General features: G+C 57.7%; 37 protein-coding genes. 1 reads left to right on the top strand and 36 read right to left on the bottom strand.

What is annotated here, in order from left to right; translation table 11 throughout:
- Positions 1-90: 90 nt before the first annotated feature.
- The 7 genes from KQ940_RS19880 to ssb form a co-directional block, all read right to left on the bottom strand.
- A complete protein-coding gene (locus tag KQ940_RS19880; RefSeq protein ID WP_217415952.1) occupies positions 91-624 on the bottom strand; it encodes a nitrous oxide reductase accessory protein NosL in 534 nt (177 codons plus the stop codon).
- Positions 624-1,451, bottom strand: a complete 828-nt coding sequence (locus KQ940_RS19885) for an ABC transporter permease subunit (RefSeq protein WP_217415954.1) — start codon at positions 1,449-1,451, stop codon at positions 624-626. The genes KQ940_RS19880 and KQ940_RS19885 overlap by 1 nt, the downstream gene beginning before the upstream one ends.
- Complete coding sequence (locus KQ940_RS19890) at positions 1,451-2,344, bottom strand: ABC transporter ATP-binding protein (RefSeq protein WP_217415956.1); 894 nt, start codon at positions 2,342-2,344, stop codon at positions 1,451-1,453. Before KQ940_RS19890 ends, KQ940_RS19885 begins: the two co-directional genes overlap by 1 nt.
- A gap of 2 nt (positions 2,345-2,346) precedes the next feature.
- The gene (locus tag KQ940_RS19895) at positions 2,347-3,672 is read right to left on the bottom strand and encodes a nitrous oxide reductase family maturation protein NosD (RefSeq protein ID WP_217415962.1); all 1,326 of its coding nucleotides are present in this window, start codon (positions 3,670-3,672) and stop codon (positions 2,347-2,349) included.
- A gap of 116 nt (positions 3,673-3,788) precedes the next feature.
- Positions 3,789-5,705 (bottom strand): TAT-dependent nitrous-oxide reductase, encoded by a 1,917-nt coding sequence (nosZ, locus tag KQ940_RS19900; RefSeq protein ID WP_217415965.1) that lies wholly within the window; start codon positions 5,703-5,705, stop codon positions 3,789-3,791.
- Between the two features lie 82 nt (positions 5,706-5,787).
- Entirely contained in the window at positions 5,788-7,938 is a 2,151-nt protein-coding gene (gene nosR / locus KQ940_RS19905; RefSeq protein ID WP_217415967.1) for a transcriptional regulator NosR, read from the bottom strand.
- Positions 7,939-8,305: 367 nt separating this feature from the next.
- On the bottom strand, positions 8,306-8,812 hold the full coding sequence (ssb, locus tag KQ940_RS19910; RefSeq protein WP_217415969.1) for a single-stranded DNA-binding protein: 507 nt from the start codon (positions 8,810-8,812) through the stop codon (positions 8,306-8,308).
- A gap of 210 nt (positions 8,813-9,022) precedes the next feature.
- Here ssb and uvrA point away from each other — a divergent pair, with 210 nt between their 5' ends.
- Positions 9,023-11,842, top strand: a complete 2,820-nt coding sequence (gene uvrA, locus KQ940_RS19915) for an excinuclease ABC subunit UvrA (protein WP_217415974.1) — start codon at positions 9,023-9,025, stop codon at positions 11,840-11,842.
- 128 nt (positions 11,843-11,970) lie between these two features.
- On the opposite strand, the gene rplQ is transcribed toward uvrA, so the two are convergent.
- The 29 genes from rplQ to KQ940_RS20060 all read right to left on the bottom strand — a co-directional run.
- Positions 11,971-12,369, bottom strand: coding sequence for a 50S ribosomal protein L17 (gene rplQ / locus KQ940_RS19920; protein ID WP_217415976.1), 399 nt, complete (start codon positions 12,367-12,369; stop codon positions 11,971-11,973).
- A 39-nt stretch (positions 12,370-12,408) separates the two neighbouring features.
- Positions 12,409-13,413 (bottom strand): DNA-directed RNA polymerase subunit alpha, encoded by a 1,005-nt coding sequence (locus KQ940_RS19925; protein WP_217415982.1) that lies wholly within the window; start codon positions 13,411-13,413, stop codon positions 12,409-12,411.
- A gap of 26 nt (positions 13,414-13,439) precedes the next feature.
- Entirely contained in the window at positions 13,440-14,060 is a 621-nt protein-coding gene (gene rpsD, locus KQ940_RS19930; protein ID WP_217416000.1) for a 30S ribosomal protein S4, read from the bottom strand.
- 15 nt (positions 14,061-14,075) lie between these two features.
- Complete coding sequence (rpsK, locus tag KQ940_RS19935; RefSeq protein ID WP_036184377.1) at positions 14,076-14,465, bottom strand: 30S ribosomal protein S11; 390 nt, start codon at positions 14,463-14,465, stop codon at positions 14,076-14,078.
- A gap of 19 nt (positions 14,466-14,484) precedes the next feature.
- Positions 14,485-14,841: a 30S ribosomal protein S13 gene (rpsM, locus tag KQ940_RS19940; protein ID WP_036184374.1), complete on the bottom strand. Its 357-nt coding sequence runs from the start codon at positions 14,839-14,841 to the stop codon at positions 14,485-14,487.
- Positions 14,842-14,988: 147 nt separating this feature from the next.
- Positions 14,989-15,105, bottom strand: a complete 117-nt coding sequence (rpmJ, locus tag KQ940_RS19945; protein WP_007021200.1) for a 50S ribosomal protein L36 — start codon at positions 15,103-15,105, stop codon at positions 14,989-14,991.
- Between the two features lie 17 nt (positions 15,106-15,122).
- The gene (secY, locus tag KQ940_RS19950; protein WP_188750177.1) at positions 15,123-16,448 is read right to left on the bottom strand and encodes a preprotein translocase subunit SecY; all 1,326 of its coding nucleotides are present in this window, start codon (positions 16,446-16,448) and stop codon (positions 15,123-15,125) included.
- Complete coding sequence (gene rplO, locus KQ940_RS19955; RefSeq protein WP_217416002.1) at positions 16,449-16,883, bottom strand: 50S ribosomal protein L15; 435 nt, start codon at positions 16,881-16,883, stop codon at positions 16,449-16,451.
- Positions 16,884-16,896: 13 nt separating this feature from the next.
- Entirely contained in the window at positions 16,897-17,079 is a 183-nt protein-coding gene (gene rpmD / locus KQ940_RS19960) for a 50S ribosomal protein L30 (RefSeq protein ID WP_036184360.1), read from the bottom strand.
- 2 nt (positions 17,080-17,081) lie between these two features.
- The gene (rpsE, locus tag KQ940_RS19965; protein WP_217416004.1) at positions 17,082-17,585 is read right to left on the bottom strand and encodes a 30S ribosomal protein S5; all 504 of its coding nucleotides are present in this window, start codon (positions 17,583-17,585) and stop codon (positions 17,082-17,084) included.
- A gap of 11 nt (positions 17,586-17,596) precedes the next feature.
- Positions 17,597-17,947: a 50S ribosomal protein L18 gene (rplR, locus tag KQ940_RS19970; protein ID WP_188750171.1), complete on the bottom strand. Its 351-nt coding sequence runs from the start codon at positions 17,945-17,947 to the stop codon at positions 17,597-17,599.
- A gap of 9 nt (positions 17,948-17,956) precedes the next feature.
- Positions 17,957-18,490 (bottom strand): 50S ribosomal protein L6, encoded by a 534-nt coding sequence (gene rplF / locus KQ940_RS19975; protein ID WP_217416006.1) that lies wholly within the window; start codon positions 18,488-18,490, stop codon positions 17,957-17,959.
- Between the two features lie 11 nt (positions 18,491-18,501).
- Positions 18,502-18,894 carry a 30S ribosomal protein S8 gene (gene rpsH / locus KQ940_RS19980; RefSeq protein WP_217416008.1) on the bottom strand — a complete coding sequence of 131 codons (393 nt, stop codon included), beginning with the start codon at positions 18,892-18,894 and terminating at the stop codon, positions 18,502-18,504.
- 90 nt (positions 18,895-18,984) lie between these two features.
- Positions 18,985-19,290 carry a 30S ribosomal protein S14 gene (gene rpsN, locus KQ940_RS19985; RefSeq protein WP_217416017.1) on the bottom strand — a complete coding sequence of 102 codons (306 nt, stop codon included), beginning with the start codon at positions 19,288-19,290 and terminating at the stop codon, positions 18,985-18,987.
- Between the two features lie 15 nt (positions 19,291-19,305).
- Positions 19,306-19,845, bottom strand: a complete 540-nt coding sequence (rplE, locus tag KQ940_RS19990) for a 50S ribosomal protein L5 (RefSeq protein WP_217416019.1) — start codon at positions 19,843-19,845, stop codon at positions 19,306-19,308.
- Between the two features lie 14 nt (positions 19,846-19,859).
- Positions 19,860-20,183, bottom strand: coding sequence for a 50S ribosomal protein L24 (gene rplX, locus KQ940_RS19995; protein WP_217416031.1), 324 nt, complete (start codon positions 20,181-20,183; stop codon positions 19,860-19,862).
- Between the two features lie 103 nt (positions 20,184-20,286).
- Positions 20,287-20,655, bottom strand: a complete 369-nt coding sequence (rplN, locus tag KQ940_RS20000; RefSeq protein WP_188750161.1) for a 50S ribosomal protein L14 — start codon at positions 20,653-20,655, stop codon at positions 20,287-20,289.
- An 81-nt stretch (positions 20,656-20,736) separates the two neighbouring features.
- Entirely contained in the window at positions 20,737-21,000 is a 264-nt protein-coding gene (rpsQ, locus tag KQ940_RS20005) for a 30S ribosomal protein S17 (protein ID WP_217416039.1), read from the bottom strand.
- Positions 20,997-21,191: a 50S ribosomal protein L29 gene (gene rpmC, locus KQ940_RS20010; RefSeq protein WP_027853968.1), complete on the bottom strand. Its 195-nt coding sequence runs from the start codon at positions 21,189-21,191 to the stop codon at positions 20,997-20,999. Before rpmC ends, rpsQ begins: the two co-directional genes overlap by 4 nt.
- Positions 21,191-21,604 carry a 50S ribosomal protein L16 gene (rplP, locus tag KQ940_RS20015; protein WP_217416058.1) on the bottom strand — a complete coding sequence of 138 codons (414 nt, stop codon included), beginning with the start codon at positions 21,602-21,604 and terminating at the stop codon, positions 21,191-21,193. The genes rpmC and rplP overlap by 1 nt, the downstream gene beginning before the upstream one ends.
- A gap of 11 nt (positions 21,605-21,615) precedes the next feature.
- Positions 21,616-22,296 carry a 30S ribosomal protein S3 gene (rpsC, locus tag KQ940_RS20020; RefSeq protein ID WP_188750155.1) on the bottom strand — a complete coding sequence of 227 codons (681 nt, stop codon included), beginning with the start codon at positions 22,294-22,296 and terminating at the stop codon, positions 21,616-21,618.
- Between the two features lie 25 nt (positions 22,297-22,321).
- Entirely contained in the window at positions 22,322-22,654 is a 333-nt protein-coding gene (rplV, locus tag KQ940_RS20025) for a 50S ribosomal protein L22 (protein WP_425515648.1), read from the bottom strand.
- 4 nt (positions 22,655-22,658) lie between these two features.
- Positions 22,659-22,937 (bottom strand): 30S ribosomal protein S19, encoded by a 279-nt coding sequence (gene rpsS, locus KQ940_RS20030; RefSeq protein WP_217416061.1) that lies wholly within the window; start codon positions 22,935-22,937, stop codon positions 22,659-22,661.
- Between the two features lie 12 nt (positions 22,938-22,949).
- Positions 22,950-23,777, bottom strand: a complete 828-nt coding sequence (rplB, locus tag KQ940_RS20035) for a 50S ribosomal protein L2 (RefSeq protein WP_217416068.1) — start codon at positions 23,775-23,777, stop codon at positions 22,950-22,952.
- A gap of 14 nt (positions 23,778-23,791) precedes the next feature.
- On the bottom strand, positions 23,792-24,088 hold the full coding sequence (gene rplW, locus KQ940_RS20040; protein WP_217416069.1) for a 50S ribosomal protein L23: 297 nt from the start codon (positions 24,086-24,088) through the stop codon (positions 23,792-23,794).
- Positions 24,085-24,690 carry a 50S ribosomal protein L4 gene (gene rplD, locus KQ940_RS20045; RefSeq protein WP_217416077.1) on the bottom strand — a complete coding sequence of 202 codons (606 nt, stop codon included), beginning with the start codon at positions 24,688-24,690 and terminating at the stop codon, positions 24,085-24,087. The genes rplW and rplD overlap by 4 nt, the downstream gene beginning before the upstream one ends.
- Before the next feature lie 11 nt (positions 24,691-24,701).
- Positions 24,702-25,340, bottom strand: coding sequence for a 50S ribosomal protein L3 (rplC, locus tag KQ940_RS20050; protein ID WP_036184294.1), 639 nt, complete (start codon positions 25,338-25,340; stop codon positions 24,702-24,704).
- 110 nt (positions 25,341-25,450) lie between these two features.
- On the bottom strand, positions 25,451-25,762 hold the full coding sequence (gene rpsJ, locus KQ940_RS20055) for a 30S ribosomal protein S10 (protein WP_036184292.1): 312 nt from the start codon (positions 25,760-25,762) through the stop codon (positions 25,451-25,453).
- A gap of 206 nt (positions 25,763-25,968) precedes the next feature.
- Positions 25,969-26,055 (bottom strand): EF-Tu C-terminal domain-related protein (locus KQ940_RS20060; RefSeq protein WP_485020582.1); only part of this gene is annotated, 87 nt, incomplete at its 5' end.

A 26,055-nucleotide genomic window follows, 5' to 3' on the forward strand; every position in this document is an offset into this window, starting at 1 on the left:
ACGGGAATCCTGTCGTTGCAGGAGCAAACGACAGGGACCCTACATCCTGGCTACCGGAACTCCCCGCCGGTAGCCTTTTTCCCTCCCTGCCTACATCGCCATCGGCGACATCGATGAGATCAGATCCAGATCGATCTGGTCGAAGCGGTAGAGCCGGCCACCGAACTCTTCGATAAAGAGCTCGGCCACGGCTCGGTCGGCAAAACTTGCCAGCGTCGGCCCCATCCCGCCCTCGCGCTTACTGCCCACCACATACCAGGCCTGACGGGCATCGATATAGGTCTGATCGTCGGGATGATCCCAGGGTGTCACCGCCATATCATGGACGAAAACACTCTCGATCCGGTGCTTGTGCTCAGGATCCAGCAGGTAAGCGAACAGATCCCGGGTCGAGCAGAACTTGTGCGGTGTAGCCACCTCCCGTTCATACAGCTGCCCCTTGGGGCCTGGCTGATTTTCGATGATCATGCCGCACAGGTGGCACTCTTCGCCGTGCTCTATGGCCATCGCCCGCCGTACTGTGGCCACAGTGTCGGCGTTATCGCTGCAGCCGGACAGCAGCAAGGGTGCCAACAGCAGCGCAAACGCCAATACCCGACGAGCCGGCAACTGAGGTTTTGACATCAGATTTTTCTCCTGTTGAAGCGCCACAGCGCCAGCAGTACCGGCACCACCAGCCAGAACACCAGCGCGGCGAACAGCGCTACCGTACCCAGCCGGACATGCTGGGCGATCGCCATCAGGCCGCTGAGCTGCTCTTCGGCGAAATAGCTGATATGGATGAGACGGAAAATATCGGTGGGGTTGAGCAGCAGCAGATAGGGAAACAGCTGCGCATCCAGGTCACCCTCGGTGGCCACCAGCAACCCGAGCAGCCCCAGGTCGAATGCCAGTACGAACAGGAACCAGAGCACCAGCGCCAACCCCGCCGCCTTGGACTTCTCCTGCACCGAAGTACTGATCAGGTAGGAGAAGGCGATGAAGATCCAGCCCAGCAGTATCGCCGACAGAATAAACAGGCCGAAGGCGGGCAGCAGCTCCGCCCAACTGACGCTGTCGTTCAACAGACCGAGGATAACGGCCGCCGCGCCGAACCCCAGCAGTGTCGCCAGCGCCAGCAGCGTACCGTGCCCCATCAGCTTGCCCAGCAGCAGTTGCCAGCGCGCCAGCGGGTAGCTCAGCAGCAGCAGCAGGGTGCCGTTCTCCTCCTCCCCGACCAGACTGTCATAAGCCAGCATCAGCGCAATCAGCGGGATAATGAACACCGCCAGGCTGGCCAGGCTGACTACCGTCGTCGACAGAGAGGTAAAACCCACGCGCCCGGAGGCCGCGGCACCGAAGTAGGCCAGACCCACCGCCAGCAGTGCGAATATCAGGCTAACGCCTAACAGCCAGCGGTTGCGCAGGCCATCCTTGAGCTCTTTCTGGCATACAGCAAGGATGATCGACATCAGTGCACCTCCCCAATGAAGTGTCGGTATAACGCCTCCAGAGCGGGCGGCTGGATCTCCAGGTCCTCCAGCCCCGGCAGGCTCATCAGTTGTCGAAGGCAGGCCATTTTCTGCTCCAGCGGTATCTGCAGTCGGGTGACATTGTCACTGCCCGGGCTGGCATATTCGCCCCAAGGGGCCGGCAACGGGCCGGATGCCCCGCGCAGACTTAGGCTCAACGGTAGCGCCGCCTGCTGCCGCAGCTGCTCCAGACTGCCCTGAGCCAATACCCGCCCCTTGCCCAGTATCAGCGCCCGGTCGATATACTTCTCCACCCCCGGCAACACGTGGGAACAGAGGATCACCGTGCAGCCCTGCTGCTTGAGCAGGGCAAGATGCTGATAGAAATCACCGGTCGCGATCGGATCCAGACCCACGGTGGGTTCATCCAGCAGCAGCAGACGAGGCTGACCCAACAGGGCCTGGGCCAGCCCCAGGCGTTGACGCATCCCTTTGGAGTAACCCTTGACCCGGCGCCGACGGGCGTGGTCCAGTCCTACCTGCTCGAGCAGCGCCCGGCTCTGCTGCCGCGACGCCCCCTTGAGCCGGGCAAAGTAGTTGAGCACCTCTTCACCGGTCAGTTGGTCGTAGAAGCTAACGTTCTCCTGCAGGAATCCGATATGGCGGCGCAGCTCCCGTGCCCCGGCCGTACCCGGTGTTTTACCAAACACCCGCACCTGACCGGCACTGGGCTCGATCAGGCCGAGGATCAGCTTGATGGTGGTGGTCTTGCCGGCACCGTTATGGCCGAACAGCCCCAGTACCTCGCCCGCTTGCAGACGCAGGTCCACGCCGCGCAGGGCCTCAACGTCGCGATAACGTTTTTCGATCCGGTCTAGCTCTACAATATGCATGATTACATCCTTCCGGCATCTGCCGTCGACGAAGTCAGCTGCGGTGGCCGCATCAATGGATGGCTATCGGCCACCCCTGGCGGCTGCAGCACCGGGAACTGACGCTGCACCCAACGCAACACCTCGACCGCCGGGCTGTTGAGCAGCACCTTGGCGTTGGGGTATTGCCACAGCAGCTTGTCGACGCCGTCGTTGGGCTGATAGGGCTGGTCACCGATACCGTCTCCATCCAGGTCCCAGCCCAGATAGTCGCTCCAGTAGTTGCCACGACCGCCATCGGACCACTCCTGCAACCGGTTGGCGACGTATTTGACCTGCTCCTTGTTGCCGATGAAGGCGTTGCCGACGAAGCGGTTGTCTTCGGAACCGGCGGTGAGGTGGATACCCAGATCGCTGGCGGACAGGCGGTTGCCGCGGATCTCGTTGAACAGTGAGTTGTAGATGAACAGCGCCTTGCCCTCGGCGCCGGCGACACTGCCCCCGGTGTCGGCAAACTTGGAGCTGCGACCGCTCTGAACCCCCTCCACCCAGTTGTCGGTGATCGCGGAGTGGGTGATGTAGTTCATCAGGATGCCGTAGTTGCGGTCGTTCTCGGAACGGTTGTGGGTCACGGTCAGGTACTTGGACTGCATCAGCGCGTAACCGGTACGGGTGTTCCGGGTATGGTTGTAGCTGACATCGTTGTTATAGGCATACATGTAGTGCACGCCGTAGCGCAGATCGTGCAGGTAGTTGCCGACCAGGCGGTTGTGGTTGCTCGATTCGATGTAGAGGCCGTCGCGGGTATGCCAAACCTCGTTATCCTTGATCAGCGATCCGCTGACACTGGACAGGTGGATGCCGTTGCCGCGGTCGGCGGAGCGCAACTTGGTGTTGCCCTCGATACGGTTGCCGATCACCCGGGCATCGGCGGCGCCGTCGAGCCAGATGCCGAAGCCGTCGCCCTGCAGGCGGTTGTCGCGGATCTCGACGCCGGTGGCCGCGGGCTCGACAAACACTCCAGCATCCAACGTGGAAAGGTCGCTACCCCAGTGGCGTATCTCGAGGCCACGAATACGTACTCCAGGCGCCTGGATCCGTAGAGCATACCCTGTTCCACCGCCATCGATCACCGCTATCCCCTGCCCGTCCAGCTCAATGGGTCGGGTGATGCGGAAATTGCCGTGATAGGTGCCGGGGGCCAGCAGTAGCCGGTCACCGGCGGTCGCGTTCTCCAGCACTTGTTGCAGATCGTCGGACGGCAGCACCTGTATCTCGTCCGCCCAGACAGCATCGGTCGGCAGCCCGCACAGCAGCAATCCTATCAGGCAAGCGATCAACGACCTCATAGACGGATTTCAAACCTCAGTTTATTGAGTCGCGGCATGTGCCACGACCTGGAAATAATGCCGTTGTGGGGGGGCTGATCGGAGGCCGCGAAGCGGCCATCCGGCAGCCCGTCGGATCAGGCCTTTTCCACCAGCATGCGGCCGCGCATCTCCATATGCAGAGCATGGCAGAACCAGGTGCAGTAGTACCAGTGCACCCCTGCCTCCTTGGCGATGAAGGTCGCCGAGGCTGTGGCCTGGGGGCCGATCTCGAACTGCACACCGTGGTTGACCATGGCAAATCCGTGCGTCACATCCTCGACGTTATCCAGGTTGGTGATGACGATGGTGACCTCGTCACCCTGTTTGACCCGGAAGCTGTCCATACCGTAGTTGGGCGCCACCGAGGTCATGTACACCCGCACCTTGTTGCCGTCGCGAATCACCTTATTGTCCTTCTCCAGCACCACGCCATCGGCCTTGGCCTGGGCCACGGTGGTGGCGAAGAAGGGGTCGTCTCGCTTCCACAGTTTGTCGGTCTTGACCTTGCTACGGTGCACGATCATGCAGTCGTGGGGCTCCGCGTAGGTGGGGCCGTCGTGTACCAGCTTCATCTCATCACCGGAGATGTCGATCAACTGGTCGTTCTCCGGATGCAGCGGCCCTACCGGCAGGAAGCGGTCCTTTGAGAACTTGCACAGGGATATCAAGTACTTACCGTCAGCGTCGCGGGTCTCGCCCATGGTGGTGTGGTTGTGGCCCGGCTGGTACTGGACGTCCAGCTTCTGCACGATGTAATCCACCTCCTCGCCGTTGTAGGCGCGTACCGCTTTTTCGACATCCCACTTACAGATCTGGCTGTCGATAAACAGCGTGGTATAGGCGTAGCCGCGGTTATCGAAGGCGGTGTGCAGCGGCCCCAGGCCGAGTTCCACTTCAGCGGCGATCACATCGCGCGGCTCGATCTTACCGGCGAACAGATCATCGAACTTGTGCAGGTCGAGCATGGTGATGGTGGGCGACAGCTTGCCGTTGGCTACTGCATAACGTCCGCCCGGCGCGGTGTTCATACCGTGCGGACTCTTCGGTACCGGCACGTAGGCGGTCAGTTTTGAGCCCTTGCGTCCGTCCAGTACCGGCACCTTGTCAGCCCCGGGCAGGGTCTTGTAGTCACCGGCCTTGATTGCCGCCTCGATACGTTCGATGTTGAACACCACCACGTGGTCGCGCTCGTTACGGATGGAGCCGGCCAGCGTCACCGCATTTTCCGAGTTGTAGCAGGTGGAGAAAGCATACTTGCCGGTGTAGTCAGCATCGGTGTTGTCCAGGTTACCGTCGACGATGACCTGGAACGCCATCTCCATGGTCTCGGCATCCACCGCGTTGAACATGGTGTAATACGCCTCGATATCGTCCAGCCCGGTACCGTCGTTGGGGTGCGGAATGCGAAACTCGGCGTTGCAGAACACGTATTTGGTGTACGGTACCTTCTGCACCCGCAGGCCGTGGATCGCCTGCACATTGGGAATGGTGATGATCTTGTCGGTTTTCATTACATCGCAGCGAATACGCGCCACGCGGCTGTTGGCCTTGTCGTTGATGAAGACATACTTACTGTCGTACTTGCCGTCGGTCATGCTCATGTGGGGATGGTGGGAATCACCGGCCAGGAACTCGGAGTGACCAAGCACCTCCTTGCTCTCGTTGGTGATACCCCAGCCGGTGGCGCTGTCGAGGTTGAACACCGGAATGCGCATCAGCTCGCGCATGGAGGGTAGGCCTAGAATCCTCACTTCTCCGGAGTGTCCACCACTCCAGAAGCCGTAATACTCATCCAGTTCACCGGGTTTCACCTCTATTGACGGGCCGTCATGGCTGGCGGCATGCGCGCTTGGCGACAGCAGGCCGGCACCGAGGCCGGTTCCGGCGGCGCCCACCAGGGCGGCGGAGGAGCCGAGGAACAGGCGGCGGCTCATGCGCACGTGTTCGCTGACGCTGGCGTCATCCGCATCGATCTCCACGGATTGAGGGTGTTGTCCTTTCTGTTCTCTCATCTTCAGTTCTCCTGTTTGCTATTCGTCCATTGGCGATCGGTTCGTCAATAGCGAGGTGACGACGAGGTGTTCAGGTCTGGGCCTATCTAACCTCGACGGCGGGGATGCGGTCCGTATCATCGGTGCCGGCCTGCTTGCGTCTTTTCCGGGCCTTGGCGACCAGCGGCGGGCACTTCTGTTCGTTGAAGTAGGTCATCTGGCAATCGAGGCAGTAATGGCACTCGTTGGCATTGATGTGACCATCAGGCTCGATCGCCTGGATCTCGCACTCATTCGCACACACCTTGCACGGATTGCCGCACTCCTTGCGCCGCCGTAGCCAGTCGAAGATGCGGAACTTGGACGGAATCACCAATGCAGCGCCCAACGGACAAACGTAACGGCAGTAGACCTTGCGCGTGAACAACGAGATGAACAGCAACAGTCCGGCGTAGAGCACGTAACCCCACTCTCGTTGGAACTTGAGCATGATGGCGGTCTTGAACGGTTCCACCTCGGCGTAGCGCTCCGCCTCGCTGAGCGACTCCAGCGAGATCGCGAACAGCACCAGCAGGATGATGTATTTCAGCGCCCAGAGCCGCTGATGCACGGCAAAGGGTGGTTCGAACTGGCGAATCTTGAGCTTGCGTGCCAGCTGGTTGAGCAACTCCTGCAGCGCACCGAAGGGGCAGAGCCAACCGCAGAAGATACCCCGGCCCCAGAGGATCAGCGTCATCGCGGTATAGGCCCAGAGGATGAAGATCACCGGGTCGAGCAGGAACAGCTGCCAATGGAAATCACTCATCACGGCATGCACGAAGGTAAACACGTTGACCACCGACAGCTGACCCAGGGCATACCAACCGATGAACACCACGGTGTAGGCCAGGAACAGGTGACGCAGGTTGTGCAACAGACGCGGGTAGCGCACCAGGGCGTCCTGCAGAAAGATGATCGTGGTCAGCAGTACCAGGCTGACACTCAACACGCCGATCTGGAACGCTTTTTCCCGCCAGATCGACACCCAGAGCGGCTCCGACTCAGGCGCCTCCACCACCGGCGGTGCCGGCCGATCGATATAGACTTCCGGGATCTGGTAGTCGCCGTAGAAGCTGGTAAACACGCTGTCCAGCGCCCCGATCTGGCGCCGCACCACCAGCTCCAGCTGCCAGGGAGCGCCGGGATCGAACTGGTAGTGGTCGCGGATGATGAAGATCATCATCTCGTCGAAGCCGGGAAAGCCGTCGATATAGACATCACTCAGGCGGTGGTAGTCGCTGTCGTGGAAGAGGATGGTCTTGCCGTCCTGTTGCAGTTGGGTGCGATCGAAGATGCCACCGCGGACATAGCCGTTGCCCTTGAACGAGTAACGCCCCTTGCCAAATACCGCAATCGCCTGGTCGCCCGGCTGCAGATCGGCCATCAGCCAGTCGTACTGATCATCGCCCAGCAGGTTGCGACCGATCGTCGGCACATTGAGTGGCGCGTAGTACAGGTCGATGAAGAGTTCATCCTTGTGCTGACCCCGACCCTCTCCTTGCCCCTTGGCCGCGCGGGTACCGGCAAAGGCCTCATCAACCTGACCGCGGCTGAGGCGCAGCCGACGGATGGAACCGTCACCGGTCAGCGTTGGCCAGTCGGCCTCAGTGAATAGCTCGCGCTTGATGGTCGCCGGCGGTGCCTGGTCGGCGGCGCTCAATCCGGCCAGCCCCAGCGCCTGGCCCACCTTCAGCGCCGAACGCATCAGCGTCTCGTTGACCACCATCACGGTCACCGTGGCACCGGTGATGGCATCGACATTGTGTACGTCAGTGCCGCCGGTACCGACGCGAACACGGTCGCCTACCCTCAGCCCGCGGTACTGATCGGTAAAGTCAAAAAGCTTCTGTTCCGGTATGCCGACCAGCAGGATCGGCTCATGGTGCTCCAGCACCTGAATGTCGACAAACCGACCCTCGGGATCCAGCGCGACCAGCATGTTGACCGGCTCACCGGAGTAGGCCGGAACGGCAAGCACATCAGCGGTCTCATAGGCGTAACCCAGTACCTGGTCGACCCGGTAGACGGTGCGGACCTGTGGTCCCTCGTCGCCGCCGATCGGGGTCTTGTCACCAATACGACTGGCCTCGGGAAATGCGGCATCGATAGCCGGCAGGGCTGGACGGGCAGCACTGATCGTCAACGCCTGTGCCGCCGGTACTACCAGCAACAGCAGCAGCCAACCAGCCGTCAAGCTAAGGTTGAGAAAACGCATGAAACACACCTCACTCACCAACATCCGAGTAACGCAGTCGGTTTTTGAGGTGCCACGATATACCCTCGCAGAAAAATCCTGCTTGACGGGTATCAAGTTGGCTCATCCACGACCAAGCACCAAGATCTAGGTCAATAGATTCGTAATTGAGTGCAGACGATCAGTTGAGACTGGCATATGGAATGCCGGTCGGCTGGTAGATTTGAATGCTAGAGGGACAAACTGCAGCAGCATCGGCTGGACGCCGAGCTGAAAAATCCGCAATCCGGGAGTGGAATGCGGATCTTGTGCGAGGCTCATGGGCTGGCCGCCGCCGGAGCGAACGGCATGCGACCCCTAGAAGGAAGGGCCGCCGGTCACACGGATATCAGAACGGGATATCGTCATCAAAGGGGTCCATATCCGGTGCTGGCGCTGCCGGTGCCTGCTGCGGCTGTGCCGCCGGACGCTGCTGCTGACGAGGCTGCCCCTGAGGCTGGGACTGGGGCTGACCGTAACCCATCGGGTCGGGCTGCGCATAACCGCCGCTTTCACCGCCACGACCATCCAGCATCTGCAGTTCGCTGGCGACGATCTCTGTGGTGTAGCGGTCCTGGCCATCCTGCCCCTGCCATTTACGCGTGCGCAGAGAGCCCTCGACATAGACCTTGGAGCCCTTGCGCAGGTATTCGCCGGCAATCTCGGCCAGGCGATTGAAAAATACGACGCGATGCCACTCGGTACGCTCTTGCTGCTGACCGGATTGCTTGTCTTTCCAGGATTCACTGGTCGCCAGGGTTACGTTGGTAACGGCATTGCCCGAGGGCATGTAACGCACTTCCGGGTCGCCCCCCAGGTTACCGATCAGAATCACTTTGTTGATGCCGCGCGCCATCTTTCTCTCCAGTTGGTTTTACTTGCAAGTTACACGTCCGGCCACCTCCTGTGTCCGGCACTTTGATCTACTGCGAGAATAACACAGCAAGGCGGTTTTAGGCGCCCCCGCTGTACGCCTATAATAGCGCTTTTGCCTTGGAAAATTGCCTGCAGCCCGTGACGCATAGCCGTGGGTATATTCGCAGCCCCCTTTTCTGCCGGAGAGTTCATGGACAAGATTCTGGTACGTGGCGCCCGTACCCACAACCTGAAGAATATCGATCTCGATATACCGCGCGACAAGCTCATCGTGATTACCGGACTTTCCGGTTCCGGCAAATCCTCGCTGGCGTTCGATACCCTGTACGCCGAGGGCCAGCGCCGCTATGTGGAATCGCTGTCCACCTATGCCCGCCAGTTCCTGTCGATGATGGAGAAGCCCGACGTCGATCACATCGAGGGGCTGTCACCGGCGATCTCCATCGAACAGAAATCCACCTCGCACAATCCGCGCTCCACGGTCGGCACGATCACCGAGATCTACGACTACCTGCGCCTGCTGTTTGCCCGCGCCGGCGAACCTCGCTGCCCGGATCACGACCTGCCTCTGGCAGCACAGACCATCAGCCAGATGGTCGATCAGGTACTGGCACTGCCGGAGGGCAGCAAGCTGATGCTGTTGGCTCCGGTGGTGCAGGATCGCAAGGGAGAGCATCTGCACACCTTTGCCGATCTGCGCTCCCAGGGTTTTGTTCGTGCCCGCATCGATGGCATCGTGGTCGATCTGGACGAAGCACCTGCGCTGGATAAAAACCGCAAACACAACATCGAGGTCGTGGTGGACCGCTTCAAGGTCCGGGACGATCTGCAGACCCGACTGGCCGAGTCGTTCGAGACCGCCCTTGCGCTAACCGACGGCGTCGCCCGCGTGGCCTGGATGGATGAAGAGCGCGAAGAGCTGGTGTTCTCCTCCCGCTTCGCCTGCCCCACATGTGGCCACAGCATCCAGGAGCTGGAGCCCCGCCTGTTCTCGTTCAACAACCCACACGGCGCCTGCCCCAGTTGCGACGGCCTGGGGGTACGCCAGTACTTCGACCCGGTCAAAGTGGTTCACGACCCCAGCCTGACCCTGTCCGAAGGCGCCATTCGCGGCTGGGACCGGCGCACGCTGTATTACTACCAGCAACTTAAATCGGTGGCCGGGCACTTCGGCTTCGACATGGACACCCCCTTCCAGGAGCTGGACAGCCAGCACCAAAAGGTGATCCTCAATGGCAGCGGCAAGGTAGAAGTCCCCTTCCAGTACGTCAACGACCGCGGCACCGTGGTGACCAAGTCCCACCCGTTTGAAGGCGTACTGAACAACCTGGAGCGCCGCTACCGCGAAACCGAATCCGAAATGGTGCGCGAGGATCTGGCCAAATACCTGAACATGCAGCCCTGCCCCAGCTGCCAGGGCACCCGACTGCGCCGTGATGCCCGCCACGTCTATATCGATCAACGTACCCTGCCCGATCTGGTTCGCCTGCCCATCGGCGGCGCCCGGGACTACTTCGAAGGGCTCAAGTTGAGCGGCAAGCAGGGCGAGATCGCCGAGAAGATCCTCAAGGAGATCCGCGAGCGGCTATCCTTCCTGGTCAACGTCGGTCTCGATTACCTGTCGCTGGAGCGCAGCGCGGAGACCCTTTCCGGTGGCGAGGCCCAGCGAATCCGCCTGGCCAGCCAGATCGGTGCCGGCCTGGTCGGCGTGATGTACATCCTCGACGAGCCCTCTATTGGCCTGCATCAGCGCGATAACGAACGTCTTCTCAGGACCCTCGAACATCTGCGCGACCTCGGCAATACCGTGATCGTGGTGGAACATGATGAGGATGCGATCCGCCTGGCCGACTGGGTAATCGATATCGGGCCGGGGGCCGGCGTGCACGGCGGCCGCGTGATCGCCGACGGCCGTCCCGAGGAGGTGATGGCGTGCGCGGAGTCGATGACCGGCCAATACCTCAGCGGCACCCGCAAGATAGAAGTACCCAAGCAGCGCCACGCCTGCGATCCCAAGCGGATGCTGAAACTTCACGGCGCCAGCGGCAATAACCTAAGGAACGTCAGCCTGGAGATACCGGTTGGACTGTTAACCTGCGTCACCGGTGTGTCGGGATCGGGCAAATCCACGCTGATCAACAACACCCTGTTCCCGGTCGCGGCCACCGCGCTGAACCACGCCACGACACTGGAGGCAGCCCCCTACGCCAAGATCGAGGGCCTGGATCATTTCGACAAGGTGATCGATATCGACCAGAGCCCGATCGGACGTACACCACGTTCCAACCCCGCCACCTATACCGGCATCTTCACCCAGATCCGGGAACTGTTTTCCGGTACCCAGGAGGCGCGCTCCCGCGGTTACAAGCCCGGACGTTTCAGCTTCAACGTCAAGGGCGGCCGCTGTGAAGCCTGCCAGGGCGACGGTGTAATCAAGGTGGAGATGCACTTTCTGCCCGATATCTACGTGCCCTGCGATGTCTGCAAGGGCAAGCGTTACAACCGGGAGACCCTCGAAGTCAAATACAAGGGCAAGAGCATCCATGAGGTGCTCGATCTGACCGTAGAAGATGCGCGCGAGTTCTTCGACGCCATCCCCGCCCTCGCCCGACGTCTGCAGACGCTGATCGATGTAGGACTGAGCTATATTCGCCTGGGCCAGGCCGCCACCACGCTATCCGGCGGTGAAGCGCAGCGCGTAAAGCTGGCACGCGAGTTATCGAAGCGGGACACCGGCAAAACGCTTTATATCCTCGATGAGCCGACCACCGGTCTGCACTTCTACGATATCCAGCAGTTGCTGAGCGTGCTCAACCGCCTGCGAGACCATGGCAACACAATCGTGGTGATCGAACACAACCTGGACGTCATCAAGACCGCAGACTGGATCGTCGACCTGGGTCCCGAGGGCGGCAGCGGCGGCGGCGAGATCATCGCTACCGGCACACCGGAAGAGGTGGCGCAGAATCCTGCGTCCCATACCGGCCGCTTTCTCAAACCGATGCTCTAAAATCTCCGCCAAGGATGGCGAACCCTGTCATATCCCGCTCCTGCGCCACGGGATACCGTACATCCTGTACATAATAAAAAACCCGATCCTCACGGATCGGGTTTTTCAATTCGGCTTATCGCGATTGCTTAGTCTTCAGCGGACTCTTCAACCACAACAGCCTGGCCAGCGGCACGATCAACCAGTTCAACATAAGCCATCGGCGCATTGTCGCCGGCGCGGTAACCGCACTTGAGAATGCGGATATAACCACCCGGGCGAGTCGCGTAACGCGGGCCCAGTTCGTTGAACAGCTTACCAACAGCTTCACTGCTGCGGGTACGTGAGAATGCCAGACGACGGTTAGCAACCGAGTCGGTTTTGGCCAGAGTGATCAGCGGCTCAGCAAAGCGGCGCAGTTCTTTAGCTTTAGGCAGAGTGGTCTTGATCAGTTCATGTTCGAACAGAGACACTGCCATGTTTTTGAACATCGCTTTGCGGTGCGCACTTGTACGATTAAAGTGACGACCAGATTTACGATGACGCATTTTCTAAATCCTTCACAACTCAGGGTTAGAAGTCAGACTTCAGGAAGCGGCCTTGTCGTCGCCCTTGAGGCTGGCCGGCGGCCAGTTCTCAAGACGCATACCGAGCGACAGACCTTTGGACGCCAGCACGTCCTTGATCTCAGTCAGCGACTTCTTACCCAGGTTAGGAGTCTTCAGCAGCTCTACTTCGGTGCGCTGGATCAGATCGCCGATATAGTAGATCTGCTCTGCTTTCAGACAGTTAGCGGAACGTACAGTCAGCTCAAGATCGTCGACCGGACGCAGCAGAACCGGATCGATCTCCGGCTCGGCCGGCTCGGACCGGGTCTGTTCGCTGGCGTCTTCGAGGTCAACGAATACTGCGAGCTGTTGCTGCAGGATAGTTGCCGCGCGACGGATGCACTCTTCCGGATCGATGGTACCGTTGGACTCGATATCGATAACGAGTTTATCCAGGTCGGTACGCTGCTCGACACGTGCGCTCTCTACGGCGTAGGAGACACGCAGAACCGGGCTGTAGCTGGCATCCAGCTGCAGACGGCCAATAGCACGAGTTTCGTCATCCTCGCTGATACGGGCATCTGCAGGCACATAGCCGCGACCGCGCGTAACCGTCAGGTGCATATTCAGGTTTGCGCCACTGTTGAGGTGCGCAATCACGTGATCCGGATTGGCGATCTCAACATCCTGGTTCAACTGGATATCGCCAGCTGTCACAGGACCGGGCTCAGACTTGCTAAGCGTCAGCACCGCTTCATCGGAATTGTGCATGGCGATAGCAACACCCTTGAGGTTCAGCAGGATCTCGATGACATCCTCCTGTACCCCTTCGATGCTGCTGTATTCGTGCAGCACTCCATCAATCTCAACTTCCGTGATGGCACAGCCAGGCATGGAAGAGAGCAGAATACGGCGCAGCGCATTGCCCAGGGTATGACCGAATCCACGCTCCAAAGGCTCCAGAGTCACCTTGGCGCGTGTCTTGCTGATCTCCTGTACGTCGATATGACGTGGGCTAAGAAACTCGTTTACTGAACGCTGCATAGTTCCACCAGTCAAGAGTTCAAGAATTACTTCGAGTAGAGCTCAACGATCAGGTGCTCGTTGATATCGGCAGACAGGTCGCTGCGCTCCGGACGGGTCTTGAAAACACCTTCCATCTTCGCAGTATCTACCTCGATCCACTCGACCGGTGCACGCTGTGCGGCCAGTTCCAGTGCGTGCTTGATACGCAGCTGGTTCTTGGCTTTTTCACGTACAGCGACCACATCACCTTCCTGCACCTGGTAAGAGGGTACATTCACAGACTGACCGTTAACGGTGATCTGACGGTGAGAGACGATCTGACGAGCTTCCGCGCGGGTTGAACCGTAACCCATGCGGTAGACGACGTTGTCCAGACGGCTTTCCAGCAGCTGCAGCAGGACTTCGCCTGTTGCACCTTTCTGACGTGCCGCTTCTTTGTAGTAGCTACGGAACTGGCGTTCCAGGATGCCGTAGGTACGACGTACTTTCTGTTTTTCACGCAGCTGAAGACCGTAGTCGGACAGACGTCCACGACGAGCGCCGTGTACACCCGGTACTGTTTCAGCTTTGCACTTGCTGTCGAGTGCGCGCACACCGCTCTTCAGGAAGAGATCGGTGCCTTCGCGACGAGACAGCTTGCACTTAGGTCCAAGATAACGAGCCATATTACCGTCTCCAGATTAAACGCGACGCTTTTTCGGCGGACGACAGCCGTTGTGCGGAATCGGGGTTACGTCCGTGATGTTTGTGATCTTGTAGCCGCAGGCATTCAGCGCGCGGACTGCAGATTCACGACCCGGTCCCGGGCCCTTCACAAACACGTCCAGGTTCTTCAAACCGTATTCCAGTGCAGCGTTACCGGCACGCTCTGCAGCAACCTGCGCAGCGAACGGAGTGCTCTTACGGGAACCACGAAAACCTGAACCACCGGATGTAGCCCAGGACAGTGCGTTACCCTGGCGATCGGTGATGGTGATGATGGTATTGTTAAAAGAGGCGTGGATGTGCGCGAGGCCATCCGCTACCTGCTTTTTAACCTTTTTACGTGTGCGATTACCTGGCTTTGCCATATTCGGAAATTCCTATCGCTTACTTACGGATCGGCTTGCGCGGGCCCTTGCGGGTGCGAGCATTGGTCTTGCTGCGCTGACCGCGAACCGGCAGGTTGCGACGATGACGCAGGCCACGGAAACAACCCAGGTCCATAAGACGCTTAATGTTCATGTTGACTTCACGACGCAGGTCGCCTTCAACAGTCAACTTGGCAATTTCACCACGAACATTATCGAGCTGCTCTTCAGACAGATCACCAACCTTGGTGCTCGGCTCGATGCCGGTTGCTGCGCAGATCTGCTGAGCAGTCGTGCGGCCAATACCGTAAATGTAAGTCAGAGAAATTACCGCATGCTTATTGTCAGGAATATTGACGCCAGCTATACGGGCCATTCAATGTACTCCATATTTCTGTTCCCGATTGACTGATACGGGAACCGTTGTAATCAATTAGTTCGTGGAAGGCGCGCAATACTACACCTTGATCATTTTTAAATCAAGGCAGCAGCGACAACCTTCCTACGACCAGCCTTGTGTGGATTAACCCTGACGCTGCTTGTGTCGGGGTTCCACTTTGCAGATCACGCGCACGGAACCGTTGCGACGTACGATCTTGCAGTTGCGGCAAATCTTTTTAACAGATGCGCGTACTTTCATGATCCACCTCATGAGGCTTAGCGCAGGAGACCCGCGCCGCCTTTAAGATTCGATTTCTTCATCAGCGATTCGTACTGATGTGACATCAGATGCGACTGCACCTGCGCCATAAAGTCCATCACCACCACCACGACGATCAGCAGAGAGGTACCCCCAAAGTAGAAGGGTACGTTCCAGGCAACGACGAGGAACTGGGGCATCAGCGATACGGCCGTGATATACAGCGCGCCGAACAGAGTCAGGCGGCTCAACACCGTATCGATGTAGCGTGCGGACTGTTCACCAGGACGGATCCCCGGGATAAAGGCACCCGATTTTTTCAGGTTGTCTGCGACATCTCGCGGATTGAAGACAATCGCGGTGTAGAAGTAGCAGAAGAACACGATCGCAATAGCAAACAGCAGAATGTACAGCGGCTGTCCCGGCCCGAGAGCCAGAGCCACATCCTGCAGCCAGCCCATACCTTCACCCTGACCGAACCACTGTCCGACGGAAGCCGGGAACAGCAGGATACTGGAGGCAAAGATCGGCGGGATAACCCCGGCCATATTCACCTTCAGCGGCAGGTGGCTGGACTGGGCAGCGTAGACGCGCCGCCCCTGCTGACGTTTGGCGTAGTTAATGGTGATGCGGCGCTGGCCGCGCTCCATGAATACGACAAAGCCCACAGTGGCGACCGCCATCACAGCGATAGCCAGCAGCGCGAGGATATTGAGATCTCCCTGGCGCGCTGCTTCAAAGGACTGACCGATCGCACTGGGCAGACCGGCCACAATACCTGCGAAGATCAGAATCGAGATACCGTTACCGATACCCTTCTCGGTCACCTGCTCGCCAAGCCACATCAGGAAGACTGCGCCTGAAACCAGCGTTACCACTGCCACGAAGTAGAAGCTTATGTCGGCAACGAAGGCAACGCCCTGGTTAGCCAAACCAACTGCCATACCAAGCGACTGAACGGTGGCCAGAACCACAGTACCATAGCGGGTATACTGGTTTATCTTACGACGACCGGCCTCTCCCTCCTTCTTCAACTGCTCGAGGGTCGGGCTCACAATCGTCATCAACTGCATAATGATCGATGCAGAGATGTACGGCATGATACCCAGCGCCAGGATCGACATTCGCTCCAACGCACCACCCGAGAACATGTTGAACAGGCTCAGGATGGTGCCCTGATTCTGATCAAACAGCGCAGCGAGACGATCAGGGTTAATGCCCGGAACCGGGATGTGAGCCCCGATCCGGTACACGATAACCGCTATCAATACGAAGCGCAGACGAGCCCAAAGCTCACCCAAACCGCTCTGCATTCCCGCTGGTATTTGTCCTTTCTTAGCCATTTACGCCTCGACTTTACCGCCAGCAGCTTCGATCGCAGCCTGAGCACCCTTGGTCACTTTCAGACCTTTAACGGTGACTGCCTTATTGATCTCTCCAGACAGGATCACACGCGCAGACTTGATCTCTTCGCGGATGATGTCAGCCTGTTTCAGCGCAGCCAGATCGACCACGTCCACACCAGCTGCTACCAGCTCGTTCAGACGGATCTCAGCGACATAACGCGCCTGACGGGAGTTGAAGCCAAACTTCGGCAGACGACGGTGAATCGGCATCTGACCGCCTTCAAAACCCGGATTTACACTACCGCCTGAGCGGGATTTCAAACCCTTGTGACCACGGCCACAAGTTTTACCCAGACCGGAGCCGATACCACGACCGACACGCTTAGGTGCCTGTTTAGAGCCGGCGCCCGGGCGCAGAGAATTCAAACGCATTGGGTCACTCCTCTTACTCGCCTACTACCTTAACCATGTAGTAGACCTTGTTGATCATGCCACGAACCGCCGGAGTGTCTTCCACTTCAACGACGTGACCGATACGGCGCAGGCCCAGACCTTTGACGCACTCTTTGTGCTTCGGCAGTTTGCCGATCGGGCTGCGAACCAGCGTTACCTTGATCTTGTCAGCCATTGTTAGCTCCCCAGGATCTCGTCAACAGACTTGCCGCGCTTGGCAGCAATATCTTCCGGTGAGTGCATGGAGGCCAGACCCTTAACGGTCGCACGAACGACGTTTACCGGGTTGGTTGAGCCATAGCACTTGGCCAGTACGTTGTGTACACCGGCGAGCTCAAGCACTGCACGCATAGCGCCACCAGCGATGATACCGGTACCTTCAGATGCAGGCTGCATGTAGATCTTGGCAGAACCGTGGTTTGCTTTAACCGGGTACTGCAGAGTGCCACCGTTCAGCTGCACGCTAACCATGTTACGGCGAGCCTGCTCCATTGCCTTCTGGATAGCGACCGGCACTTCACGTGCCTTACCGCGACCGAAGCCAACGCGACCATTGCCATCACCGACTACGGTCAGGGCGGTGAAACCGAAGATACGGCCGCCCTTAACCACTTTGGCGACGCGGTTTACCTGAACCAGCTTCTCCTGCAGTTCACCGTCTTTCTGTTCGTGATTTGCCATATTCGAAACCTTTAGAATTCCAGGCCGCCTTCGCGAGCAGCATCAGCGAGAGCCGCTACGCGACCGTGGTATTTGAAACCGGAACGGTCAAATGCGACTTCAGTAACGCCTGCATCTTTAGCACGCGCGGCGATCAGAGAACCGACTTTCTTAGCCGCTTCGATGTTACCGGTTGCGCCTTCACGCAGATCCTTTTCAACGGTAGAGGCGCTAGCCAGTACAGTGCTGCCGTCGGCAGAGATGATCTGTGCGTAGATGTGGCGCGGGGTGCGGTTGACGCAGAGACGTACGCTACCCAGTTCGCGCATTTTTGCGCGGGAACGGCGCGCACGACGGATACGAGCTTCTTTCTTAACGTTCATGACCCTGCCTTACTTCTTCTTAGCCTCTTTGCGGCGTACATATTCGTCAACATAACGAACACCCTTGCCCTTGTAAGGCTCAGGCGGACGGAATGCGCGAACTTCTGCAGCAGCCTGACCTACTACCTGCTTGTCAGCACCGCTGAGCACGATAGTGGTCGGGTTCGGAGTTTCTGCGGAAACACCTTCAGGCAGTTCGTAATCGATCGGGTGAGAGAAGCCCAGCGTCAGGTTCAGCACCTTACCCTTGGCGGCAGCGCGGTAACCAACACCCTGCAGAGCCAGGGTCTTGTTAAAGCCTTCGCTTACACCGATCACCATGTTATTGACCAGCGCACGGGTGGTACCAGCCAGGGCGTTTGCCTGCTTGGAGCCGTCGCGCGGCGCAAATTTCAACTGACCGTCGGCCTGCTCAACAGCAACAGACGGGTGAACATCCAGGCTCAGCTGACCGTTCTTGCCTTTAGCGACAAGACCCTGGCCATCAAGCTTGATCTCAACACCTGACGGTAGTACTACGGGTTTCTTCGCAACTCGTGACATGAGAAATCCTCTTAGAATACCGTGCAGACTACTTCACCACCGACACCCGCTTGGCGAGCGGCGCGGTCAGTCATGACACCTTTACTGGTAGAGATAATCGCGATACCCAGGCCATCAGCAACCTTCGGCAGCTCAGATGCGCTTTTGTAGATACGCAGACTGGGACGGCTTACGCGCTTGATCTCTTCGATTACCGGCTTGCCTTCGAAGTATTTCAGTTCGATGGTCAGAACCGGCTTCACATCACCTTCAACTGCATAGTCGGCGATGTAACCTTCCTCTTTCAGAACCTTGGCAACTGCCAGCTTCTGCTTGGAGGACGGCAGGGACACAGCCTTCTTCTCAGCCATGTGTCCGTTACGGATACGGGTGAACATATCCGCGAGTGTGTCTTGCATACTCATGCTTTTAACATCCTCTTAGTGCAGCGCGACGCGGTAGCGAAGCCTTCGCAGGCTTCGCCCTGACCGCCGTGCTTACCGTTTGGCGTGCTGTTACCAGCTCGCCTTCTTCAGGCCCGGGACATCGCCACGCATGGCAGCTTCGCGCAGTTTATTACGGCACAGTCCGAATTTACGGTATACACCGTGCGGACGGCCGGTAACCTGACAGCGACGCTGCTTGCGTACCGGGCTGGCGTCACGCGGCAATTTCTGCAGCGCGATCTGTGCATCCCAAACTTCCTCTTCAGAGCTGTTCGGGCTTACAACAATTGCTTTGAGCGCAGCGCGCTTAGCGGCATATTTATCAGCCAGCTTCTCGCGCTTGAGCTCACGATTGATCATAGAAACTTTAGCCATGGTTCAATCCCTGTCTTATTTCTTGAACGGGAACTGCAGCGCAGCCAGAAGAGCACGACCTTCGTCGTTGTTCTTCGCCGTAGTAGTGATAGTGATATCGAGACCACGCAGCTTATCGACCTTGTCGTAGTCGATTTCCGGGAAGATGATCTGCTCTTTCACACCCATGCTGTAGTTACCGCGGCCGTCGAAAGACTTGGCGTTGAGACCACGGAAGTCGCGGATACGCGGAATGGAAATATCGACCAGACGGTCGAGGAATTCCCACATACGCTCGCCACGCAGCGTTACCTTGCAGCCAATCGGCCAGCCTTCACGCACCTTGAAGCCCGCGATAGATTTGCGTGCCTTGGTAACGATCGGCTTCTGGCCAGCGATGGCGATCATGTCGGCCATGGCGTTATCAAGCTGTTTCTTGTCACCCAGCGCTTCGCCAACACCCATGTTCAGGGTGATCTTGGTGATGCGGGGAACCGCCATAACGTTAGGAGACTGGAGCTCCTCTTTCAGCTGCTGCTTAACTTCGTTTTCGTAAAGCGCTTTCAATCTGGACATTGCACCAACCCCTCTTACTTATCTCCGGCGACGAGCTCGCCGGTGGACTTGAAGAAACGTACTTTGGTGCCGTCTTCAAGCAGCTTGAAGCCAACACGATCGCCCTTGCCGGTCTGCGCGTTGAAGATAGCAACGTTGGAGGTCGCAATCGGTGCTTCCTTCTCAACGATGCCACCCTGACGCTGCAGCATCGGGTTCGGCTTCTGGTGCTTCTTGATCATGTTGATGCCAGACACGATCAGGTGATCGTTTTCGAGCACGCGCATCACCTTGCCACGCTTGCCCTTGTCTTTACCTGCGATCACGATGACTTCATCGTCGCGACGAATCTTACGCATTTAATTTACCTTGTCGTTTCCTACTACCTTCCTCATGCTCAAAAACGCCAAGCCCTTTCGGGATTGGCGTTTTCAGCAAGAACCCTCTGTGTAAGCAGGGGTCTTAGAGCACTTCAGGCGCCAGGGAAATGATCTTCATGAACTTTTCGTTACGAAGCTCACGCGTTACTGGCCCGAAGATACGAGTACCGATCGGTGCGTCGTTGTTGTTCAGCAGAACCGCAGAGTTAGTATCAAAGCGGATCAGTGAACCATCGGGACGACGAACACCTTTACGGGTACGCACTACGACAGCCTTAAGAACCTGGCCTTTTTTCACCTTGCCGCGCGGAATCGCTTCTTTAACGGTGACTTTGATAATGTCGCCGACAGAAGCGTAGCGGCGGTGAGAACCGCCCAGGACCTTAATACACATCACGCGCTTGGCGCCGCTGTTGTCAGCCACATCAAGCATCGTTTCAGTCTGAATCATGGTCTACTCCAAAACTGTAAATGCAGTCGCCCACCTCTCTAGCAGGCGAACCGGCAATTGGAGCAGCAAAGGCGCAATATATTACACCTTAGCTGCGCGCTCTTCAATGCGAACCAGAGACCAAGTTTTGGTCTTGGACAGCGGGCGGCTCTCGGCGATGGTCACCAGATCACCCATCTGACACTCATTCTTCTCATCGTGAGCGTGCAGTTTGGTAGAGCGCTTGATGTACTTACCGTACACCGGATGCTTCTCTTTACGCTCAACCAGAACTGTGATGGTCTTATCCATCTTGTCACTGACGACCTTGCCGGTCACAGTACGAGTACGTTTTTCCGCGCTCATTTAGTCACCTGCTTTTCGTTGAGTACTGTCTTAACGCGAGCGATGTCGCGACGAACCTGACCCAGCAGATGGGTCTGTGCCAGCTGGCCTGTGGCCTTCTGCATACGCAGGTTGAACTGGTCCTTCAGAAGACCCAGCAGAGACTGCTGCAGCTCTTCTACGGACTTGTCACGCAGTTCTTGTGCTTTCATCACATCACCGTCCGCTTAACAATAGTGGTAGGAACCGGCAGCTTGGCCGCTGCCAGCGCAAAGGCTTCAGCCGCGAGCTCTTCCGGAACACCGCTCATTTCGAACAGAACCTTACCCGGCTGGATCTGAGCGACCCAGTACTCGACGTTACCCTTACCCTTACCCATACGAACTTCAAGCGGCTTGGTGGTGATCGGCTTGTCCGGGAATACACGGATCCAGATCTTACCACCACGCTTGACGTGACGAGTCATGGTACGACGGGCCGCTTCGATCTGACGCGCAGTGATACGACCACGCTCGGTCGCTTTCAGTGCGAATTCACCGAAGCTAACCTTGCTGCCGCGCTGAGCCAGGCCGCGGTTGCGACCCTTCATGACCTTGCGGAATTTGAGACGTTTCGGTTGCAGCATTGACGTCTACCTCACTTAGCTTTCTTCGCGGGCGCTTTCTTCTCGGCGCGAACCTGTTCCAGGCCACCGAGGATCTCGCCCTTGAAGATCCATACTTTGACGCCGATCACACCGTAAGTGGTGTGCGCTTCGTAAGTCGCGTAGTCGATATCGGCACGCAGGGTGTGCAGCGGCACACGACCTTCGCGGTACCATTCGGTACGCGCGATTTCAGCACCACCGAGACGACCGCTGACCTGAATCTTGATGCCCTTGGCACCGATACGCATAGCGTTCTGTACCGCGCGCTTCATGGCACGACGGAACATCACACGGCGCTCGAGCTGGCTGGCAACGCCCTGGGCGACCAGCTTGGCATCCAGATCAGGCTTACGCACTTCTTCGATGTTGATGTGCACAGGCACACCCATCATCTCGGAAACAGCTGAGCGCAGCTTCTCGACATCCTCACCCTTCTTACCGATAACGATACCCGGGCGAGCGGTATGGATAGTGATCTTGGCATTCTGCGCCGGACGCTCGATCTCGATACGGCTAACAGACGCATTCTTCAGCTGATCTTCCAGGTAGCTACGTACCTTGAGGTCGTTCAGCAGTTTGTTGGCATAGTCGGCTTTGTCCGCGTACCACACAGAAGTGTGATCCTTGATGACACCAAGCCGGATGCCGGTCGGGTTTACTTTCTGACCCATAATGAACTCTCCTAGCACTCAGCTCTTAGTCAGCGACCTTGACAGTGATGTGTGAGGTACGCTTCAGGATGCGATCAGCACGGCCCTTGGCACGCGGCATGATGCGCTTCATGGTCATACCCTCATCAACGAACACCGCAGATACGCGCAGCTCGTCAACGTCGGCACCTTCGTTATGCTCTGCGTTGGCAATAGCAGACTCCAGCACCTTCTTGACCAGATCAGCACCTTTCTTGTTGCTGAACGCCAGGATATTCAGAGCTTCGCCCACAGACTTACCACGGATCTGATCTGCGACCAGACGAGCCTTCTGAGCGGAGATGCGGGCGCCTTTATGTTTGGCGATAACTTCCATCATCTACTTACCTCTTCTTGGCTTTCTTGTCGGCTGCATGACCGCGGAAAGTACGCGTTGCAGCGAACTCACCCAGTTTGTGACCGACCATATCTTCGGTGATGAACACCGGGACATGCTGACGGCCATTGTGTACTGCAATCGTCAACCCGACAAAGTTCGGGAAAACAGTAGAACGACGCGACCAGGTTTTGATCGGACGACGTTCGTTAGCTTCGATTGCAGCCTCTACCTTTTTCAGCAGGTGAAGGTCGATAAATGGACCTTTCTTCAGTGAACGTGGCACAGCTGATTCCTCTTATTTAGCCTGACGACGGCGTACGATCAGTTTATCGGTACGCTTGTTCTTACGAGTCTTGTAACCCTTGGTCGGAACGCCCCACGGAGTAACCGGATGACGACCACCAGAAGTACGACCCTCACCACCACCGTGCGGGTGATCAACCGGGTTCATGACCACACCACGAACGGTGGGGCGAACACCACGCCAGCGCTTGGCACCGGCTTTACCCAGCTGACGCAGGCTGTGCTCAGAGTTACTTACTTCACCCAGGGTTGCGCGACATTCGATCAGAACCTTACGCATCTCACCTGAACGCAGACGCAGAGTCGCGTACGCGCCTTCACGGGCCACCAGCTGCGCAGAAGCGCCGGCAGAACGCGCCAGCTGCGCACCCTTGCCCGGCTTCAGCTCGACACAGTGCACGGTGCTACCCAGCGGGATGTTACGCAGCGGCATGGTGTTGCCCGGCTTGATATCGACGATTTCGCCAGACTGTACAGAAGCACCAGCCTGCAGTCCTTTCGGAGCGATGATGTAGCGACGTTCGCCGTCAGCATACTTCAGCAGTGCGATGTGAGCTGAACGGTTAGGATCGTATTCAACGCGCTCGATTACAGCGTTGATGCCGTCTTTGTTACGACGGAAATCGATTACGCGGTAATTCTGCTTGTGACCACCACCAATGTGGCGAGTGGTAATACGACCGTTGTTGTTGCGACCACCGGACTTCGATTTCTTCTCGACCAGCGCAGCGAAAGGCTTACCCTTGTGCAGGTCAGCGTTAACTACCTTGACGAGGTGACGACGCCCAGCAGAGGTCGGCTTAGTCTTAACAAGTGCCATTATTTAAACCTCTCTTATTCGCCAGCCAGGAAATCGATCTCGGAACCATCGGCCAGTCGAACATACGCCTTGCGAACATCGCTGCGCTTACCCATGCCACGTGCAGTGCGCTTGGTCTTGCCCTTGATGTTCAGAACGTTGACGCCTTCAACTTTAACGTTGAACAGCTCTTCGACAGCCTGCTTGATTTCCGGCTTGGTCGCGTCTGAAGCTACGCGGAACACTACCTGCTGGGTACCTTCAGCAACGATAGTGGCCTTCTCGGAGATGTGCGGCCCGAGCAGCACTTTGTAGATGCGTTCCGGGTTCATGCGTACACCTCCTCGATCTTCTTCAGAGCAGGAACGGTAATCAGCACCTTTTCGTAGCCGATCAGGGAGACCGGATCGATACCTGCCGCGTCACGTACACCGATGTGCGGAACGTTACGCGCAGCCAGGTACAGGTTCTGCTCTACGTCTTCAGTAATCAGCAACGCGTTGTCCAGGCTCAGCTCTTTGAGCTTGGCAACAAACTGCTTGGTCTTGGGAGTCTCGATGGCAAACTCTTCCACCACAACGAGACGATCCTGGCGTACCAGCTCGGACAGGATGCAGCGCATCGCAGCGCGGTACATCTTTCTGTTCACTTTCTGAGCGTAGTCACGCGGCTGCGCTGCGAAGGTCACACCACCGGTGCGCCAGATCGGCGAACGGGTAGTACCCTGACGCGCACGACCGGTACCCTTCTGACGGAACGGCTTAGCGCCACCGCCGGATACCTGTGAACGTGTTTTCTGGGCTTTGGTACCCTGACGGCCGGCTGCCATGTAAGCAGTTACAACCTGGTGTACCAGCGCCTCATTGAACTCTTTACCAAAAGCCAGTTCGGATACTTCAACCGAACCGTTGGCTCCAGTCAGATTCAGATTCATGGAAACCTCCCTTAGGCGCGTGCTTTGACAGCAGGTTTAACGATGACGTCGCCGCCCATAGCGCCGGGAACGGCACCCTTGACGATCAGCAGATTACGCTCGGCATCGATGCGCACAATTTCCAGAGTCTGGACTGTGCAACGCTCGGCACCCATGTGACCGGCCATCTTTTTACCTTTGAAGACACGACCCGGGGTCTGGCACTGACCAATGGAACCCGGAGCACGGTGAGAAAGCGAGTTACCGTGAGTCATATCCTGGGTGCGGAAGTTCCAGCGCTTAACGCCGCCCTGGAAGCCCTTACCTTTAGACTGACCTGTTACGTCAACCTTCTGACCCGCTTCGAAGCGCTCAACAGTCAGCGCGTCGCCGACGTTGATTCCCTCATCACCATTCACGCGGAACTCCCACAAACCGCGACCGGCTTCAACACCAGCCTTGGCAAAGTGACCTGCTTCCGGCTTGGACAGGCGATTAGCCTTCTTCCCACCGGTAGTCACCTGCACTGCAGCGTAGCCGTCGGTTTCAACGGTCTTGACGCTGGTTACACGGTTCGGTTCCACCTCGATGACGGTGACTGGCACGGACACGCCCTCATCTGTGAAGATGCGAGTCATACCCGCTTTACGTCCGATAAGTCCTACAGACATTTTGTTACCTCTTGCCAGTTGTGTACGGGGCTGTCACCCACTATGGCTGCCCTTTTCAGGCGCATTCCACAAATAGCGCTTCATTAAGTTAATAATTTCGCGCAGTGCGATTAGCCGAGGCTGATCTGCACTTCTACACCCGCAGCGAGGTCCAGCTTCATCAGCGCGTCGACAGTTTTTTCTGTCGGCTCAACGATGTCCAGAACACGCTTGTGCGTACGAATTTCATACTGATCACGCGCATCTTTGTTGACGTGCGGAGAGATCAGGACGGTGTAACGCTCTTTACGGGTAGGAAGTGGGATCGGACCACACACCTGAGCACCTGTCCGCTTGGCAGTCTCAACGATTTCCTGAGCGGATGAGTCGATCAGGCGATGATCAAAAGCCTTCAGACGAATTCTGATTTTTTGGTTCTGCATTCTGATCACGCATTTCCTGTAAGTTTCGTTACGGCAATAGCCGACCTCCCCTTGGGTAAAGGGGACGCAAATTTTACTCAGTAGGGGTATGAGCGTCAACTGGAAAGGTACAAATTTTAACCAGTTGCGGATAGTCGGAATATTGAAGAGGAGTAGAACGAAAAAGGCCCTCACTCGAGGGCCTTTTCAGATCAGCTAATCAGCGATTAGGCGATGATCTTGGATACAACACCCGCACCAACGGTACGGCCGCCTTCGCGGATCGCGAAGCGCAGACCTTCTTCCATGGCGAT

Source organism: Marinobacterium ramblicola (assembly GCF_019084545.1).
In the GTDB taxonomy this organism is placed as follows: domain Bacteria; phylum Pseudomonadota; class Gammaproteobacteria; order Pseudomonadales; family Balneatricaceae; genus Marinobacterium_D; species Marinobacterium_D ramblicola.

What these genes read in the sequence shown, in the direction of transcription:
- KQ940_RS19880 (WP_217415952.1), bottom strand. Translation starts at nt 624, where the DNA reads ATGTCAAAACCTCAGTTGCCGGCTCGTCGGGTATTGGCGTTTGCGCTG.
- KQ940_RS19885 (WP_217415954.1), bottom strand. Translation starts at nt 1,451, where the DNA reads ATGTCGATCATCCTTGCTGTATGCCAGAAAGAGCTCAAGGATGGCCTG.
- KQ940_RS19890 (WP_217415956.1), bottom strand. Translation starts at nt 2,344, where the DNA reads ATGCATATTGTAGAGCTAGACCGGATCGAAAAACGTTATCGCGACGTT.
- KQ940_RS19895 (WP_217415962.1), bottom strand. Translation starts at nt 3,672, where the DNA reads ATGAGGTCGTTGATCGCTTGCCTGATAGGATTGCTGCTGTGCGGGCTG.
- nosZ (WP_217415965.1), bottom strand. Translation starts at nt 5,705, where the DNA reads ATGAGAGAACAGAAAGGACAACACCCTCAATCCGTGGAGATCGATGCG.
- nosR (WP_217415967.1), bottom strand. Translation starts at nt 7,938, where the DNA reads ATGCGTTTTCTCAACCTTAGCTTGACGGCTGGTTGGCTGCTGCTGTTG.
- ssb (WP_217415969.1), bottom strand. Translation starts at nt 8,812, where the DNA reads ATGGCGCGCGGCATCAACAAAGTGATTCTGATCGGTAACCTGGGGGGC.
- uvrA (WP_217415974.1), top strand. Translation starts at nt 9,023, where the DNA reads ATGGACAAGATTCTGGTACGTGGCGCCCGTACCCACAACCTGAAGAAT.
- rplQ (WP_217415976.1), bottom strand. Translation starts at nt 12,369, where the DNA reads ATGCGTCATCGTAAATCTGGTCGTCACTTTAATCGTACAAGTGCGCAC.
- KQ940_RS19925 (WP_217415982.1), bottom strand. Translation starts at nt 13,413, where the DNA reads ATGCAGCGTTCAGTAAACGAGTTTCTTAGCCCACGTCATATCGACGTA.
- rpsD (WP_217416000.1), bottom strand. Translation starts at nt 14,060, where the DNA reads ATGGCTCGTTATCTTGGACCTAAGTGCAAGCTGTCTCGTCGCGAAGGC.
- rpsK (WP_036184377.1), bottom strand. Translation starts at nt 14,465, where the DNA reads ATGGCAAAGCCAGGTAATCGCACACGTAAAAAGGTTAAAAAGCAGGTA.
- rpsM (WP_036184374.1), bottom strand. Translation starts at nt 14,841, where the DNA reads ATGGCCCGTATAGCTGGCGTCAATATTCCTGACAATAAGCATGCGGTA.
- rpmJ (WP_007021200.1), bottom strand. Translation starts at nt 15,105, where the DNA reads ATGAAAGTACGCGCATCTGTTAAAAAGATTTGCCGCAACTGCAAGATC.
- secY (WP_188750177.1), bottom strand. Translation starts at nt 16,448, where the DNA reads ATGGCTAAGAAAGGACAAATACCAGCGGGAATGCAGAGCGGTTTGGGT.
- rplO (WP_217416002.1), bottom strand. Translation starts at nt 16,883, where the DNA reads ATGCGTTTGAATTCTCTGCGCCCGGGCGCCGGCTCTAAACAGGCACCT.
- rpmD (WP_036184360.1), bottom strand. Translation starts at nt 17,079, where the DNA reads ATGGCTGACAAGATCAAGGTAACGCTGGTTCGCAGCCCGATCGGCAAA.
- rpsE (WP_217416004.1), bottom strand. Translation starts at nt 17,585, where the DNA reads ATGGCAAATCACGAACAGAAAGACGGTGAACTGCAGGAGAAGCTGGTT.
- rplR (WP_188750171.1), bottom strand. Translation starts at nt 17,947, where the DNA reads ATGAACGTTAAGAAAGAAGCTCGTATCCGTCGTGCGCGCCGTTCCCGC.
- rplF (WP_217416006.1), bottom strand. Translation starts at nt 18,490, where the DNA reads ATGTCACGAGTTGCGAAGAAACCCGTAGTACTACCGTCAGGTGTTGAG.
- rpsH (WP_217416008.1), bottom strand. Translation starts at nt 18,894, where the DNA reads ATGAGTATGCAAGACACACTCGCGGATATGTTCACCCGTATCCGTAAC.
- rpsN (WP_217416017.1), bottom strand. Translation starts at nt 19,290, where the DNA reads ATGGCTAAAGTTTCTATGATCAATCGTGAGCTCAAGCGCGAGAAGCTG.
- rplE (WP_217416019.1), bottom strand. Translation starts at nt 19,845, where the DNA reads ATGTCCAGATTGAAAGCGCTTTACGAAAACGAAGTTAAGCAGCAGCTG.
- rplX (WP_217416031.1), bottom strand. Translation starts at nt 20,183, where the DNA reads ATGCGTAAGATTCGTCGCGACGATGAAGTCATCGTGATCGCAGGTAAA.
- rplN (WP_188750161.1), bottom strand. Translation starts at nt 20,655, where the DNA reads ATGATTCAGACTGAAACGATGCTTGATGTGGCTGACAACAGCGGCGCC.
- rpsQ (WP_217416039.1), bottom strand. Translation starts at nt 21,000, where the DNA reads ATGAGCGCGGAAAAACGTACTCGTACTGTGACCGGCAAGGTCGTCAGT.
- rpmC (WP_027853968.1), bottom strand. Translation starts at nt 21,191, where the DNA reads ATGAAAGCACAAGAACTGCGTGACAAGTCCGTAGAAGAGCTGCAGCAG.
- rplP (WP_217416058.1), bottom strand. Translation starts at nt 21,604, where the DNA reads ATGCTGCAACCGAAACGTCTCAAATTCCGCAAGGTCATGAAGGGTCGC.
- rpsC (WP_188750155.1), bottom strand. Translation starts at nt 22,296, where the DNA reads ATGGGTCAGAAAGTAAACCCGACCGGCATCCGGCTTGGTGTCATCAAG.
- rplV (WP_425515648.1), bottom strand. Translation starts at nt 22,654, where the DNA reads ATGATGGAAGTTATCGCCAAACATAAAGGCGCCCGCATCTCCGCTCAG.
- rplB (WP_217416068.1), bottom strand. Translation starts at nt 23,777, where the DNA reads ATGGCACTTGTTAAGACTAAGCCGACCTCTGCTGGGCGTCGTCACCTC.
- rplW (WP_217416069.1), bottom strand. Translation starts at nt 24,088, where the DNA reads ATGAACCCGGAACGCATCTACAAAGTGCTGCTCGGGCCGCACATCTCC.
- rplD (WP_217416077.1), bottom strand. Translation starts at nt 24,690, where the DNA reads ATGAATCTGAATCTGACTGGAGCCAACGGTTCGGTTGAAGTATCCGAA.
- rplC (WP_036184294.1), bottom strand. Translation starts at nt 25,340, where the DNA reads ATGTCTGTAGGACTTATCGGACGTAAAGCGGGTATGACTCGCATCTTC.
- rpsJ (WP_036184292.1), bottom strand. Translation starts at nt 25,762, where the DNA reads ATGCAGAACCAAAAAATCAGAATTCGTCTGAAGGCTTTTGATCATCGC.